The sequence below is a fragment of the Mesobacillus subterraneus genome (assembly GCF_003937825.1).
Classification (GTDB): Bacteria; Bacillota; Bacilli; order Bacillales; family Cytobacillaceae; genus Mesobacillus; species Mesobacillus subterraneus.
This window is the reverse complement of sequence record NZ_RSFW01000002.1, coordinates 129,023-143,784: the sequence shown is the minus strand read 5'-3', so window position 1 is coordinate 143,784 and position 14,762 is coordinate 129,023. Positions and strand designations below refer to the sequence as shown.

13 protein-coding genes are annotated in these 14,762 nt (G+C 45.2%); 3 read left to right on the top strand and 10 right to left on the bottom strand.

What is annotated here, in order from left to right; translation table 11 throughout:
• Positions 1–3: 3 nt before the first annotated feature.
• From EJA10_RS01190 to hemE, 4 genes are all read right to left on the bottom strand, one after another.
• A complete protein-coding gene (locus EJA10_RS01190) occupies positions 4–576 on the bottom strand; it encodes a TetR/AcrR family transcriptional regulator (RefSeq protein ID WP_125478166.1) in 573 nt (190 codons plus the stop codon).
• A gap of 146 nt (positions 577–722) precedes the next feature.
• Positions 723–2,150 carry a protoporphyrinogen oxidase gene (gene hemY, locus EJA10_RS01185; RefSeq protein ID WP_125478165.1) on the bottom strand — a complete coding sequence of 476 codons (1,428 nt, stop codon included), beginning with the start codon at positions 2,148–2,150 and terminating at the stop codon, positions 723–725.
• A gap of 25 nt (positions 2,151–2,175) precedes the next feature.
• A complete protein-coding gene (hemH, locus tag EJA10_RS01180; protein ID WP_125478164.1) occupies positions 2,176–3,114 on the bottom strand; it encodes a ferrochelatase in 939 nt (312 codons plus the stop codon).
• 91 nt (positions 3,115–3,205) lie between these two features.
• Entirely contained in the window at positions 3,206–4,252 is a 1,047-nt protein-coding gene (gene hemE / locus EJA10_RS01175) for a uroporphyrinogen decarboxylase (RefSeq protein WP_125478163.1), read from the bottom strand.
• Positions 4,253–4,904: 652 nt separating this feature from the next.
• Between hemE and EJA10_RS01170 the strand changes: the two genes are divergently transcribed.
• Positions 4,905–5,411 (top strand): antibiotic biosynthesis monooxygenase family protein, encoded by a 507-nt coding sequence (locus EJA10_RS01170; protein ID WP_125478162.1) that lies wholly within the window; start codon positions 4,905–4,907, stop codon positions 5,409–5,411.
• A gap of 32 nt (positions 5,412–5,443) precedes the next feature.
• Here the strand turns inward: EJA10_RS01170 and EJA10_RS01165 are convergent, their stop codons facing one another.
• Genes EJA10_RS01165 through liaF form a run of 3 tightly spaced genes read right to left on the bottom strand, consistent with a single transcriptional unit; the run spans position 5,444 to position 7,898 of the window.
• The gene (locus tag EJA10_RS01165; RefSeq protein WP_125478352.1) at positions 5,444–6,085 is read right to left on the bottom strand and encodes a response regulator transcription factor; all 642 of its coding nucleotides are present in this window, start codon (positions 6,083–6,085) and stop codon (positions 5,444–5,446) included.
• Entirely contained in the window at positions 6,085–7,119 is a 1,035-nt protein-coding gene (locus tag EJA10_RS01160; protein WP_246017634.1) for a sensor histidine kinase, read from the bottom strand. Before EJA10_RS01160 ends, EJA10_RS01165 begins: the two co-directional genes overlap by 1 nt.
• 17 nt (positions 7,120–7,136) lie before the next feature.
• A complete protein-coding gene (gene liaF / locus EJA10_RS01155) occupies positions 7,137–7,898 on the bottom strand; it encodes a cell wall-active antibiotics response protein LiaF (RefSeq protein ID WP_125478161.1) in 762 nt (253 codons plus the stop codon).
• A gap of 272 nt (positions 7,899–8,170) precedes the next feature.
• Here liaF and EJA10_RS01150 point away from each other — a divergent pair, with 272 nt between their 5' ends.
• Together EJA10_RS01150 and EJA10_RS01145 are read left to right on the top strand one after the other, a co-directional pair.
• The gene (locus EJA10_RS01150) at positions 8,171–9,562 is read left to right on the top strand and encodes a hypothetical protein (protein ID WP_125478160.1); all 1,392 of its coding nucleotides are present in this window, start codon (positions 8,171–8,173) and stop codon (positions 9,560–9,562) included.
• 210 nt (positions 9,563–9,772) lie between these two features.
• The gene (locus EJA10_RS01145) at positions 9,773–10,936 is read left to right on the top strand and encodes a M20 family metallopeptidase (protein ID WP_170169032.1); all 1,164 of its coding nucleotides are present in this window, start codon (positions 9,773–9,775) and stop codon (positions 10,934–10,936) included.
• An 822-nt stretch (positions 10,937–11,758) separates the two neighbouring features.
• Here EJA10_RS01145 and EJA10_RS01140 read toward each other — a convergent pair.
• The 3 genes from EJA10_RS01140 to EJA10_RS01130 all read right to left on the bottom strand — a co-directional run bounded on the left by EJA10_RS01140 (position 11,759) and on the right by EJA10_RS01130 (position 14,527).
• Entirely contained in the window at positions 11,759–12,481 is a 723-nt protein-coding gene (locus EJA10_RS01140; RefSeq protein WP_125478158.1) for an EcsC family protein, read from the bottom strand.
• Positions 12,482–12,582: 101 nt separating this feature from the next.
• Entirely contained in the window at positions 12,583–13,794 is a 1,212-nt protein-coding gene (locus EJA10_RS01135) for an ABC transporter permease (RefSeq protein ID WP_125478157.1), read from the bottom strand.
• Complete coding sequence (locus EJA10_RS01130) at positions 13,787–14,527, bottom strand: ABC transporter ATP-binding protein (protein WP_125478156.1); 741 nt, start codon at positions 14,525–14,527, stop codon at positions 13,787–13,789. The genes EJA10_RS01135 and EJA10_RS01130 overlap by 8 nt, the downstream gene beginning before the upstream one ends.
• Positions 14,528–14,762: the final 235 nt, after the last annotated feature.

The following is a 14,762-nucleotide window of genomic DNA, read 5'->3' as shown; positions in this document are numbered from 1 at the left end:
ACCCTATGCAGATAACCCTTTAAAGATATAAAACTCAAACAACTCGGAGATTTTATCTTTATCCAGCGGTTCATGTTTTTTCTCCCAGTCAAAAATAAGCGCAATATAAAGCTTCATCATGATGAATGACGTTATTTCCGGATCGCATTCCTTTATTTCGCCCTTGTCAATCGCTTGAATGACTTGTTCTTTTATAAAATTCAAAATGGCCTGTTCCAGTTTTTCCATTACCTCCAGAACGGCCGGTGTTCCTATATCACGCGCCTCCTGTGAAAGCTTGATCGTTAACTGGTGTTGTTTGCGGAATTCCAGTAAATTATACAAACCTTTGTGGACACTTTCATAAAAAGAATCAGTTGAATTCACTGCCTCATTTGCAACTGCCTTCATTTCCTTGATCAGGCCAGTGATAATCTCATCGAAGAGCATTTCTTTATTCTTGAAAAAGGTATAAATCGTCCCTTTGCCGACATTAGCCAGCTTTGCGACCTGGTCAATCGTGGTTGCTTTGTACCCATATAAAGAAAAAGAATTGGCTGCTGCTTCAATGATTTGCTGCCTTCGGTCTACCGCCATGCCATCACCTCTTTTTTAAAAAATGACCAAATGAAAGAATCGGTCAATACGTCGAAATTTAATTTATCATAGGTTTTGTGGAAATACAAGATTTAATCCACTATTTTTAAGTTGGAAAAATAAAAAACCCTTTAAGGGTTTTTTATTTAAGCGTTAAACTTTAAGTAATTTAATATTTTTTCAACAGCCGCTTCTCCCTGGTCAATGCAATCTGGGAGGCCGACTCCTTCATAGGAGCTCCCGCCAACAAATACACCTGGCAGTTCAGCGGCAAGGTCTTCCTTCAGCTTTGTGACTCTGTCTTTATGGCCAACCGTGTACTGCGGCATCGCTTCTTTCCATCTGGACATGACTGCAAATTCAGGCTGTGCCTGGATGTCCATTGTCTTGTTCAAATCCTCAAGTGCGATCTTGATGATTTCATCGTCCGAAAGCTCGACAATCGCCTCGTCACCAGGCCTGCCGACATATAAACGGAGCAATACTTTCCCCTCTGGAGTGGTATGCGGCCACTTCTTATGTGTCCAGGTGCAAGCCGTAATTGTATAATCACTGTTCCGGGAAACGACGAATCCGGTACCATCGATATCTTCTTTTATGACACTTTCAGGAAATGCCATTGCCACAGTCGCGACAGATGTTGAGGGCATATCGCGGAATGGGTCGAAAATATGCTCATGGTCAGCGAACATATGCAGGGCTGCCTCATGAGGAGCGGCCACCAGGATACTGTCCGCATCAAGGGTTTCCCCGTTGCTCAATCGCATGCGGTACCCATTCTCCTGTTTGCTAACCTTGTCAACGCGGATTCCTTTGATCACAGAACCTGGATCAAGCTTCGCCTCTATTGCATCCACAAAGGACTGCAAACCTGTCGTCACTGTCAGGAACATGCCTTTTTTCTTAACAGGACCAGCGTCAGCAGGCTTCTGTTTTGGTGCAGGAGTCGCTTTCTTCGTCCCCAGTATCAGGCTGCCATACTTTTGCTCAACCTGATAAAACTGCGGGAATGTCGATAATAGACTCATATTATCAATGTCTCCTGCATAAATCCCGGAGAGCAATGGCTCAATCAAATTCTCGACAACCTCATCACCAAGCCTCCGCCGGAAAAACTCACCCAGGGACTGGTCTCCCTCCACCTTGGAAGGCGGCAGGAAGAAGTCGCCTGCTGCCCTGAACTTGCCAGGCCACGAAAACAGCCCAGTGGTGACGAATGGCCCGATCTGCGTCGGGATTCCCATCACCGATCCGCCCGGCATAGGATGAAGCTTGTCCTTGACAAGGACATACGATTTTCCGGTACTGTTATTGACAAGCTTATCACCAAGTCCTACTTCCCTTGCAAGGCGTCCGGCACTTTCCTTCCTTTCAAGAAAAGAATCGGGGCCCCGCTCAATCACAAAACCATTTTTAACATACGTCTGCATTTTCCCGCCAACACGGTGGGAGGCTTCAACAAGCTTTACATCAAGAGGGATCTTATGTTCCCTGGCATGCTTTTGCAGGTAATACGCTGCCGCCAGACCCGTTATGCCTCCCCCGACTATTACTGCTTTCTTGTTTTCTGTCACGGTAAATCGCCTTCTTTGTTAAATTTTAGCGTGAAGCATCCAGCTTCTTTAAAATGACATCTGCCATTGCGTCAATGAATTCCGGTTCCGCATTCGGCATAGAAGGCCTGTAATAGCTGGCTCCGATTTCATCCGTGACAATTTTGCATTCATAGTCATTGTCATACAATACTTCCAAATGGTCGGAAACAAAGCCGGCAGGTACGTAAACGAACGCTTTGTACCCATGTTTTTCGAACAGGTCCCTTGTCAGGTCCTGGACATCAGGTCCAAGCCAGGGCTCAGGCGTGTTGCCTGCACTCTGCCAGCCTACAGCGTAGTTCTTCACGTTGGCTTGCTGCGCAATCAGGTCAGCCGTCTCTTTCAATTGCTGTGGGTAGGGATCGCCCATCTGCAGGATCTTTTCTGGAAGACTGTGAGCAGACACAATCAGTACTGCATTCTCTTGCTCATCAGCAGGCATTTCAGCAAAAGTTTTTGCTACTCGATCTGACCAATAGTTGATGAATTTCGGCTCTTCATACCATTGTTCAACCGATACGATTTCAGGACCGCCCAATTTCGCTGCTTCTTCCTTGGCGCGGCCATTATAGGATTTCACACTAAAAGTGGAGAAATGCGGCGCCAGCACGATGCTTACCGCTTCTTCAATCCCATCGTCATGCATTTGCTTGACTGCATTCTCGATGAAGGGCTCGATATGCTTTAGTCCAAGATACATTTTGAATTCAATGTCATCCTGGATGCTATTCAAATGCTGTTCAAGCTTTTCTCCCTGCTCGACCGTGATTTTTGCCAGCGGGGAAATTCCACCGATCGCTTCATAGCGCTGGGTTAAATCCTCGAGCATTTCAGGAGACGGCTTCCGCCCGTGGCGGATATGTGTATAGTAACGTTCAATATCTTCTTCTTTATAGGGCGTGCCGTATGCCATCACAAGCAGACCCATCTTTTTCTTTGTCATGATTGCACCTCTTTTTTCCTGTCTCTAAGTTTTTATTCTGCCAAAAATACGACTAAATTACCAAACGTAATGCTCTCCAGCAGATTAGAGACTATCTGCCCAGCTTGGAAGCAGAATACTCATGGATGAATGCAGTCAGTTTTTTCAATGTTTCCGGGTTCACTGAAGGGAACACACCGTGTCCAAGGTTGAAGATGTAGCCTGGCTGTGCCATTCCCTGGTCAAGAATTGCCTTTGCCCTTTCTTCGATTACATTCCACGGTGCAAGAAGGATGGCAGGATCAAGATTTCCCATGACGGTTTTCTGGATTCCAAGTTCACGAGCCTCGCTTACCTGAAGACGCCAATCCAATCCTACTACATCAAGCGGCAGGTCGTTCCACTCAAGTGCAAGATGGCTTGCTCCTACGCCAAACATGATCAAAGGTACATTTTCTTTCTTCAGTTCGGAGAAGATCCTGTTCATGACAGGCTTGATAAAGGTGCGATAATCCTGGACATTCAGCGCTCCTACCCATGAATCAAAGATTTGGATCGCCTTTGCCCCGGCTTTGATCTGTGATTTCACATATGTAATCACCATGTCGCCCAGCTTGTCCATCAGCGCATACCACGCTTCAGGCTGTGAATACATGAAAGCCTTTGTTTTGTTATAATTCTTCGACGGACCGCCTTCAATCATATAGCTTGCCAGCGTGAACGGTGCTCCAGAGAAACCAATCAAAGGTACTGAAAGCTGTTCTTCTGTTAGAAGCTTGATTGTGTCAAGAACGTACGGTACATCGGATTCAGGATTGATGGTCCCAAGCTTCTCCACATCTGACTGGGATGTGATCGGATTGGAAATGACCGGACCAATTCCCGTTTTAATCTCGACATCTACTCCCATTGCCGGTAGCGGGGTCATAATATCCTTATAAAGGATCGCAGCATCTACATCATATTGCTCAACAGGCAGCCTGGTCACATAAGCACATAATTCAGGCTGGTGCGTGATTTCAAATAAAGAATACTTTTTCTTTATCTCTCTATATTCAGGCTGTGATCGTCCAGCCTGCCTCATGTACCAGACAGGAACATAATCCGTTTTTTCTCCTCTGGCTGCTTTTAAGAATGTATCATTGATCATCTTGCTCATTAAGGGGTATCCACCTTTCAGTAATGTCTGTATTCCATTGTAATATAAATGTTGTAAAATAAAAAACACCTATTTGTCAGCTAACCACTTTCCATAGCTTGTTTACTAAGAATGCTGTTTTGCAGCAATAGCATTCTTAATGTACACTCATTTAAAAACGTCTTTTCTAGCTCATGAACTTCAATAATAGTTCTGGTTTTTTACATAGAACCTGTTGATTGTAGTGGAAGGCGCGAAGACTCCTCCGAAAATGCTACCGCATTTCCATCGTGCGTGGGCATGTTCGAGGAAGCAAATTCAATGTCCTGCGGGATCAGCAAGTCATGGGAGACCCCGCAGGCGCATTAGCGCCGAGGAGGCTCGCAGACTGCCCAAGGAAGAATTGTTTTGAAAAAGACGGCAGTTGGTCTTTTTCATATTCTTCCCGCGGAAAGCGAAGCGCCTGGAACGAAAATCAAATGGATATAGGCTTAAATAACCCAAACTATATTTACTATATCCTTTTTAGGGACTCTTTTCATAGAAGACGCTCGGAATTGTCATGAAATTGACGATTTTTGTTTTCATTTTTCCGGAAAACGGGAAATTAGATGATGGAAATGGTAAGGAGTATAATAGAAGGAAAGAAACTAATCTATGATGGGGTGAAAAAATGAACTTGTATATTACTTCGGGTACAGCAGATTTCCTGCTGAAGTTGAAGGAAAAGCATGCCGGGGAAACTATGGTCCTCATGAATAATAACGAGTCTTCTATCCTTGTTCATGAGACAAATGGAAAAACCGTATACAGTGCGCCAAGGAAATATGAAGTGATTGATTCTGCTGGTACATTCCGAAACGAAGGTTTTGCCGTATTGAATAACATTCCGGTGACTGATGAAGGGCGTCCCCTATTTGAGGATCGTTTTTTGAACAGGCCGAGGATGATTGAAAGTGAACCAGGTTTTATAGCCATCCGCGTGCTCCGTCCTGTATCTTCTAACACATATATCATTTTAACAATCTGGGAAAATGAATCCGCCTTCTTAAATTGGCAGAATTCAAAGGCATATGATCACGCCCATAAAAAACGCGGAACAGAAGCGGGAATCGATCAAACAAGGCCTAATATTTTTGAAAGTGCGTCCTATGTATCGAAATACTATATTTCTGAATAAGCGAAAGGGAGGGGTTATACCCCCTCCCTTTTTTATGAGCTTTTGATCAGGCCGTTTCTGTTTGCATACACGGCTGCCTGGGTCCTGTCTGAAATCCCGAGTTTACCAAGGATATTTGACACATGTGTTTTGACGGTCTTGACTCCGATGAATAATTCCTCACTGATCTGCTGGTTTGTCATCCCTTCCCCGATGCATTTCAGGACATCCATTTCCCGTTCTGTCAGTTCGTCATGCGGCTTGCGCTCTGGGGCCCTTAGTTTGTTCATCATGCGGTTCGCTACCTTTGGTTCTATGACCGCCTCCCCTTTGGCCGCTTTTTCGATGGCTTGAATGACTTCTGATGCTGTCGCTGTCTTCAGCATATAACTGAAAGCACCCGCCTCAATAGCTGGAAATACTTGCTCATCGTCATAGAAGCTGGTAATGATGATGATTTTGCATGCGGAATTAAACTGGAGGATTTCCCTAGTCGCTTCGATCCCTGTGCCATTTTCCATCAGCAGATCCATTAAAACCACATCAGGCTTTGTCTCTTTTACAAGCGTTACCGCCTTTTTCCCACTGTTTGCCTCGCCAACAATTTCGATTCCGGCTTCAGTTTCCAGGTATGAGAGGATTCCCTTCCGCACCATTTCGTGATCATCGACGACAGCCACTCTGATCTTTCCCATCATTCTTCCCTCCTCATGGCAGGTATCCTAATTTCAATATATGTTCCTTCCTGTTCTTTTGAACGGATGTTATATGTACCGCCAATTTGTTCACAGCGCTCTCTCATTGTCTTCAGTCCGTAAGAGGCCATTTTTTCTTCATGGATATCAAAGCCCTTCCCATTGTCGCTAATGAACAGATAGATCTGATTGCCTTCCTCGGTCAATGTTAATTTTACCTTTGAGGCATCTGCATGCCGCAGGATATTGGACAGGGCTTCCTGAACGATGCGGAAGATATGCTCTTCCGCTGCTTGGGAGATCTGTTCAATCTCATCCACACTCGCTTCGAATATCAGGCTCGTTTTTTGCTTCAGTTCACGCAAGAGCTTAATGATTCCTTCACACAGACTTTCACCGCTTAATTGGACCGGACGTAAATGGAGCAGCAGCGCCCTCATTTCCCCCTGTGCTTTTCCGGCAATCTCCGATATTTGCTCCAGCTGTGTGCGGGCTTTTTCAGGATCGCGATCAAACAATTTCAGTGACGCGGATGACATCATGCTCAGAGCAAACAGCTGCTGGCTGACAACATCGTGAAGGTCCCTGGCGAGGCGCTGCCTCTCCTCCATAGTCGCCGCTGCCTTTGCCGTTTTGGATAACTCTGTTTTTTCTTCTGCAAGCTGCTGCAGCGAGTATACTTGTTCCTGGAGATTTTCGGATAGTTGATTAAGTTCATCTGAAATCAGGCCGAATTCATCCTTTTCATGCACATGGATTTTCTCAGCGTATTTGCCTCTGCGCAATGCCGTTACATGCAATAGAATATCGCTGAGGCGCCCCTTGATGGCTTGACTCCCTTTTAAACTAAAGTAAAAACCGACAGCCGAAAGGATCAGAAAATTGTAAAGCCAGAGCCAAAAAGTCACCGCTGTTGTCAGGACGCTGCCCTGGACAAGGTACAGGTAAATTTGCAGGCCAATAAAGAAGATGAGTGATGAAATGAACGCCATCATCAAAAACGTCTGAATAAACCATAAACGAATACTGGTCATACGTTCATCTACCTCCCCTACACCCGGTCAAGACGCACTGAACCAATCTTCAGTTCAATCGTGATGTTCAATTTCCTGACTGCGTCATCATAATCATCGGATTTATACTCCATCACATGCCTGATTTGTTCAGGTGCATAATCAAACAGCTTCACTTCACCAACGCCGACTGTGGCATTGATTTTTACCGGGATATCCTCGGGAATGAGCATTCTCACTTCCCCTACCCAGCCTCTTACCTTTATGGGAGTTTCCCGCTCAGGAATGAAGGCCTTGCTGAAATCAATAAAATAATCACCGACCATATTGTATAAATCCATTGGCTCCACGGCCCAGTTTTGTTTCTTGAATGTCACTTTCCCGACTGAGACTCCTCTTATTTTTTTCATCGAGTGCCCGGCTATCTCCTCAGTCTGTGTTGCCGATGGCAAGTCCGTTTTGTATATCACCTTCACCTTCTTTTTCTGAAACAGTATGCTGAACCCAAGATAGACCAGCAGAAGCGGCCAAAGCTTCCATATGTCAAGGAATTGGAACGAAATGATCCCCAAACGGTCCAAAATCAACAGCCCGGAAAAAATCATCACAAACGAACCCCACCAGTACTGGCGCTTAATGACCTCGGCCAAGCCATATATGAACAAAATAAATGGATAGGTTACGACAAAGAGCTCTTTTAGCTGCAGGGAAATGATCCCTAAATTGACCAGCAGCAGAATAATTCCCAGCCCTGATAATATGACAGCCATGGCGATCTGATTCATCGAATGATTGCGCACCTGTTTTCCCTTCTTTCCGACAATCCTAATCTCTTATTCTTTTCCATGCAGGTAAATCCCTTTTTTCTTCACAGGTTTATTTTAACGGAAATAGAGCTGCTGCTCGCCCCTCTCCGGAAGCTTTTTTCCTCCGTCCCGAGACGGAGAAATTAATTTACCATCCCCCTCACAACTTTCAAGCGCCAACATATTCTGTAGTACTTAATTAGGAAATTTGCCTATAGGAAACAGCAAAGACATACAGGAATCCTTTAAGGAAGGAGTATTTTAATATGGTTGTAGAATTGACAGCACTTCATTGGATATATGTATTATTTATCTTTCTGATTATCGGCTTCATGGTCATGAAAAGGGACACAACTCTTGTGTCCATCACCGGCATCTTCTTATTGGCAATCGTAGCAACAGGGTCATTGAGCGGATCGGTCAGCAGCATTTTCAATAGTTTCATATTCGCGATTACCGAGCTCTTGCCTACAATCCTCGTCATTTCCATCATCGTCGGGATGAGCCGGACACTTACGGTAACAGGAATAAACGACGCGATGATATCACCGTTCGCCAAGCTGATCAGGACACCAGCGCTCGCTTACTGGACGATCGGAATTTTAATGATGACGATCTCCTGGTTTTTCTGGCCGTCGCCAGCGGTTGCCCTGATGGGGGCGGTGCTTCTGCCAGTCGCTGTCCGGGTCGGCCTGCCTGCTCTTGGGGTAGCAGTGGCTATGAACCTTTTCGGGCATGGGATTGCGCTCTCAGGTGATTTTGTCATCCAGGCCGCACCGAAATTGACAGCCGACGCTGCCGGTATCCCCGTAAGTTCTGTTGTCCAGGCGAGCATCCCGCTTGTAATCGTCATGGGAGTTGTCACGACGGTCACCGCTTTTTATCTATTAAAAAGGGATATGAAAAACGGAAAACTAAAGGCTGACAGCAGCTTTGAGACTGAGTTGAAAAACACAAGTGACCCAGGCTTGCTATCTGCAAGGGCAAAAAAGTTTTTCGCATTGCTTATTCCAGTACTGTTTGCCGCCGACGTGGCAGCAATGTCCATCCTTGACCTCCAGGGAGGAGACGCGACAGCCCTTATTGGCGGAACCTCCGTTTTCATACTCTTGCTCATTTCTATGGCTGCACATAAAAACAAAGGGCTGGAGAAAACAACAAGTTATCTAATCGAAGGCTTCCAGTTCGGCTTCAAGGTTTTCGGGCCGGTCATCCCGATCGCCGCATTCTTTTACCTTGGAGATTCCGGCTTTTTAAAAATCATCGGTGAATTCCTCCCTGGCACATCAGCAGGAATAGTCAATGACCTTGGAGTAGCATTGGCCTCCGTCGTTCCTCTCAGCGCCGAAGTTGGAGCAGTCACACTGACGGTCGTCGGCGCGATTACAGGCTTGGACGGATCAGGTTTTTCAGGTATCTCACTAGCCGGTTCTGTGGCAACGATTTTCTCGACGGCAATTGGTGCAGGAGCGGCTACGCTGACTGCTTTGGGCCAGATTGCTGCAATCTGGGTAGGCGGCGGCACCCTGGTTCCATGGGCATTGATCCCTGCAGCTGCAATCTGCGGCGTCGATCCTTTTGAATTGGCCAGAAGGAACCTTCTTCCTGTCACAATCGGGTTAGTAGTGACCACGATCGTGGCAATGTTCCTGATCTAGCAGTCTATAAAAATACTGGAAGCCATAATGGCTCCATTTATATATACGAAGCTTCCAGCCGGAGGCTTCTTTTACTGTGCAGCAAAATCCTTTCATTCTATTGCTATATAAGTGTTATAATTATTTAAATTATCAATTTACTTTCAGTTAAGGAGATGAATCAATTTGCAGGATCAGCTTTTTAGAAAAATTGAGAACCTATACCCAGAAATGGTGGAAATCCGCCGGTACATGCACCAACATCCTGAATTGTCTTTCCAGGAAGTGAACACGGCAAAGTATATCCAGAACTATTATGAAAAACTTGGAGTGGAAGTACGGGGAAATGTTGGCGGAAACGGAGTGGTGGCTCGGATTTACGGTGCCAAGCCGGGGAAAACGGTCGCCTTGAGAGCTGATTTTGATGCCCTGCCAATACAGGACGAGAAGGACGTACCATACAAGTCGCTTATCCCGGGTGTCATGCATGCGTGCGGACATGATGGGCACACTGCGACGTTATTGGTGCTGGCAAAAGTACTCCATGAAGCCAGGGAACAGCTGCAGGGAACCTATGTAATGATCCATCAGCATGCCGAGGAATATGCACCCGGCGGCGCCATTTCCATGATCGAGGATGGGTGCCTTGAAGGCGTCGATGTAATCTTTGGTACCCATTTATGGGCAAGCGAACCCACAGGCACGGTCCAGTATCGGATTGGGCCGATCATGGCGGCAGCTGACCGTTTTGAAATCGCCATCCAGGGAAAAGGCGGCCATGGAGCCCAACCACATAAAACGAAGGACGCCATTGTCGCTGGAGCACAACTGGTGACAACCCTCCAGCAAATCGTGAGCAGACGTGTGGATCCTGTGGATTCAGCTGTCGTGACGGTAGGCTCATTCGTCGCAGACAATGCTTTTAATGTAATTGCAGATAAAGCAAAACTCATTGGCACGGTGAGAACGTTCAACGAGGCAACCAGGGATTTCATCGCATCCGAAATCGAAAAAGTGGTCCATGGCACTTGCCTGGCAACAGACTGCACCTATGAGTATGATTACAACAAAGGCTACCCTGCAGTAGTAAACCATGCGGCAGAAACGGAATTCCTGATTGATTGTGCAAGCAAAGTTCCCGAGGTGACCAAAATCGAAGAAAGCGACCTGCAAATGGGCGGCGAGGACTTTGCCTATTACCTCCAGCATGTAAAAGGCACCTTCTTCTTCACAGGTGCCAAGCCGGAAACAGCAGGGTCCTACCCGCATCATCATCCAAAGTTCGACTTTGATGAAAAAGCAATGACCATCTCAGCCAAAACCCTATGTGCCGCAGCCCTCCACTACCAGACCCAGGAACAGCGCACACAGGAAAAACGCGAGACACTGGCATAGAAGCACGCTTTAAGCTGTTCCAAAGACCGTCCAGTGACGACGCCTTTGGGGCAGCTTTTTTATGTCTCATTTGAAGTTATAGCCTCTATCGGTTTCAGCAAATACCATATACTGGTTTAAACGAGAACTAATAGCGTGAATTAGTATCTCGAATTACCAGATACAGGTAAAAATGAACTCTAATAACGTCTATTGGTTTCATGTAATACCATATACTGGTTAAAACGAGAACCAATAGCGTGTATTAGTATCATGAATTACCAGATACAGGTAAAAATGAACTCTAAGAGCATCCTTTGGTTTCTGTAAATACCAGACACTGGTAAAAATGAGCTCTTATTACACTTGTAGGTGTCCTGAGATACCAGATAATGGTAAAAATAAGATTCTATGAAGTATATTAGTGACCTAAAAAAGTATATTTCTCTAAATAAGGGCACCAATAACCCCTGTTGGTGACCTAAAAAAGTATATTTCTCAAAATAAGGTCACCAATAACCTCCATTGGTGACCTAAAAAAGTATATTTTCTCAAAATAAGGGCACCAATACCCCCTATTGGTGACCTAAAAAAGTATATTTCTCTAAATAAGGGCACCAATAACCCCTGTTGGTGACCTAAAAAAGTATATTTCTCAAAATAAGGGCACCAATAACCCCTGTTGGTGACCTAAAAAAGTGTATTTCTCATAATCAGGTCACCAATACCCCCTATTGGTGACCTAAAAAAGTATATTTCTCATAATCAGGGCACCAATAACCCCCATTGGTGACCTAAAAACACAGGTACCGCAAAATCCGGACTCCAATCACGCCATCATAATCAAATCCGAGGCGGTGTTTCCAAAATTCTCATTCGATAGGCGTTCATAGCGGTTTCTCCTAGCTGATCGAGCAGATTGTAGTTGGCATATGCCCCGACTACTGCACCGACCCCAGGAATCATCTGCAGCATTTTGACAAAATCGATATAGTCCCTGTACTCCTGCTGGAAGTCCTGCCAGTCCAGTTCAAGCAGCTCAGTCTTCCTGGATTCCCAATTTTCCACCTTATCCAATATCTCTTTCCGCTTCTCATCGCTAGAGAATGCTAGCTGGAACACATGGAGGATGTAGAGTCTTTCCTCATATTTCGATGGATCGAAGCCATATATGGAAGCTGCCTCAAAAAGGAATTTCATTTTAATTGATAACAGCAATGGGAAATCGGCCATGCCGAGGAGGATTCCACCGGCTCCGGTTCCTGCTCCCTCTACGGCGGCTGTCTTCCTGAAGCCTGCCAGCTTTTTCTGAAGCAGTTCATCTTTTTCCGCAAGGCTCTTTCCTGCTCCCTGCTGCTTCTTCGTCGTCAGATTGGATCCGGCAAGCGTGGCCTTGACCATGTTTTTAACGCTTTCCGTCAGGATTTGATGGACTTTTTCAGGGATTACCTGATTGACTTTTGTTTGTGCCTTCTTTGAGACACGCGCCAGGACTCCAGAACGTTTCTTCAGTTTTCTTTTCCATTCAACAATTTCTTCATATATCTTTAATTCATATTCGTTCACAGCAATTCACTCCTTGTTTTTACTTATACGCAGCAACCAATATTTGGTTTCAAAAAAATCCTTTTCATAAAAGCATTGAGCATTTACGAAAAGGATTCTGATTACGATTTAAGCTTTCTTTGGCTGTAAAAATAAACAAAGAACAAGGAAAAGGCAATTCCGGCAGCCAACAGTAGCAGCCCGAAGAACCAGTCTCCTTTTAACAGTACGATCGCTGCAAATAACGCTGACTGAACCGTCAAGATAGTAAAAAGCAAAGTGGTGTACGATTTCTTTCTTACTTTTTCTGATAATGGATAAAGATTGATCCACAGCTTGTTCTCGTGATGGTTCCATAGTGGAAGCAGCTGGAATCCTGTCAAATAGATAAAAAGCAAAGCAATCAGGATTTGTCCAGGGCCATATGTTAAAAAGTACAATGCCGCTCCGCCGATAAAGGTGAGACGCACGAACAGACCAAAATAATCACCGGCCCTCGCAAAAGTCCTCAAGTAAAGCTGACTGAACGTAAGATCCTGCCGGTATGGCACAATATTGACAAGCCAGTCCAGCCATCTGCGCCTTTTCGTGCGATCCCGCAGTTTCGGTACGTCTGTAAACAGGTTGGCTACCCGGTAAAACCCATTCATGCGCCTTTCTTCATCCTCGATTAACTGCTCCCATTTGAGCCCCTTATCTTTTGTCTGTTTTTTATAATAGACATAAAGGAGACCAAGAATGACTGCTGGAATGGCGGTGAAAACAAGATGAGCCCCTGAGAACAGGAAGTACAGCAGCACTGCATTGACAGAGAAACGAATGACGCTGTCTGTCAGCTTCGTGCTCGATTCAATGAAATGCAGGACTTTCCAGCGAATCATTATATTGACCATCTTAATAAGAACAACTACCAGCAGCAGAATGAAAAATGACTTGAAATCGGCTCCATGCACTTTTACATGAAGCGGCATAAGCACTGCCAGGATCAGCAGCAGTAAATATGATTGCAAACTAAGGCTGAATATTCTCGATTTCCTGAAGTAATCCGCAAGCTTCGTTTCAAGCGGCAAAAGAAATATTTTATCAGCCTCTGTCAAAAATGTCTGGATTGGGCTATATGTAAGGACAGCCGCAAGGATCAGCGCCGTGACCCAGGCTGCCGGGAAGTCCGGCTGCAGAGTGTCAATCCATTCCTGGTAATAGAAGGCCGCTGTTCCCAATAAAAAGAGGACGACGATCACTAAATGCCCGTTGAAAATATAGCGTAAATAACTGCCTGTTTCCTTGGAAAAAGCGCTAAAACGCTCTCTCCATAAGTTCTGTGGATTAAACATAGTCTTCTTCCTTCGTCAGCTGGATATACAGGTCGTCCAAAGTGGCGCCAGGCATTTTGAACTGCTCGCGAAGCTCTAGGAGTGTCCCCTGGGCCCTTACTTCTCCGTTATGCAGGATGACAAAACGATCACAGTACCGCTCCGCTGTAGCCAGTATATGCGTGGACATTAAAATGCCCGCTCCGCTTTCCTTCATCTGATTCATCAAGTCAAGCAAGGATTGAATCCCAAGTGGATCGAGCCCTACAAATGGTTCATCCACAATATAAAGGGATGGCTGGACCAGGAAAGCACACATGATCATTACCTTTTGCTTCATGCCTTTGGAGAAATGAGCAGGGAACCATTTCAGCCGTTTGCTCATCCGGAATTCTTTCAACAACGCTTCAATGCGCTGCTTATATTCTCTTTCATCAAGACCATAGGCCATCGCAGTTATGCGCAGATGCTCCTCAAGCGTCAATTCATCATATAAAATAGGTGTTTCCGGTACAAACGTGAATTCTTTCCTATATTCTTCCCTGTCCTCAATGAAGGTCTTGCCATTGATCTTGATATCTCCCTGATGGGGTTCCATGAGGCCAATGACATGCTTGATGGTCGTACTTTTCCCAGCACCATTGAGACCGATCAGGCCAACGATTTCATTTCTGTTTACAGTGAAGCTGACATTTTTCAAGACCGGATTCCGTGTGTATCCTCCGGTCACGTGATTGATTTCCAATAAAGTCATCTACAACGCCCTTCCGCTTCATATTCGTGTACCGCTATTTTAACAAATCCGTCTTCATAAGGAAAAGCTTCAACTTTTTTTAGCATATAACCAGATAAACGGGGCATCATAATTTATGAAGGGGAAACAAGCAATAATTCGAAATGAGGTGTCTGTTAAAGACATATTTTTCGATTTATAAGCACACTGATTTCAACGTTCAAACAAGGGGATGGTTGCATTGCGCTACGTAAAT

What these genes read in the sequence shown, in the direction of transcription:
- hemE (WP_125478163.1), bottom strand. Translation starts at nt 4,252, where the DNA reads ATGAGCAAGATGATCAATGATACATTCTTAAAAGCAGCCAGAGGAGAA.
- EJA10_RS01160 (WP_246017634.1), bottom strand. Translation starts at nt 7,119, where the DNA reads ATGACCAGTATTCGTTTATGGTTTATTCAGACGTTTTTGATGATGGCG.
- hemH (WP_125478164.1), bottom strand. Translation starts at nt 3,114, where the DNA reads ATGACAAAGAAAAAGATGGGTCTGCTTGTGATGGCATACGGCACGCCC.
- EJA10_RS01130 (WP_125478156.1), bottom strand. Translation starts at nt 14,527, where the DNA reads ATGACTTTATTGGAAATCAATCACGTGACCGGAGGATACACACGGAAT.
- EJA10_RS01145 (WP_170169032.1), top strand. Translation starts at nt 9,773, where the DNA reads ATGGTGGAAATCCGCCGGTACATGCACCAACATCCTGAATTGTCTTTC.
- EJA10_RS01135 (WP_125478157.1), bottom strand. Translation starts at nt 13,794, where the DNA reads ATGTTTAATCCACAGAACTTATGGAGAGAGCGTTTTAGCGCTTTTTCC.
- EJA10_RS01165 (WP_125478352.1), bottom strand. Translation starts at nt 6,085, where the DNA reads ATGGGAAAGATCAGAGTGGCTGTCGTCGATGATCACGAAATGGTGCGG.
- EJA10_RS01190 (WP_125478166.1), bottom strand. Translation starts at nt 576, where the DNA reads ATGGCGGTAGACCGAAGGCAGCAAATCATTGAAGCAGCAGCCAATTCT.
- EJA10_RS01150 (WP_125478160.1), top strand. Translation starts at nt 8,171, where the DNA reads ATGGTTGTAGAATTGACAGCACTTCATTGGATATATGTATTATTTATC.
- EJA10_RS01170 (WP_125478162.1), top strand. Translation starts at nt 4,905, where the DNA reads ATGAACTTGTATATTACTTCGGGTACAGCAGATTTCCTGCTGAAGTTG.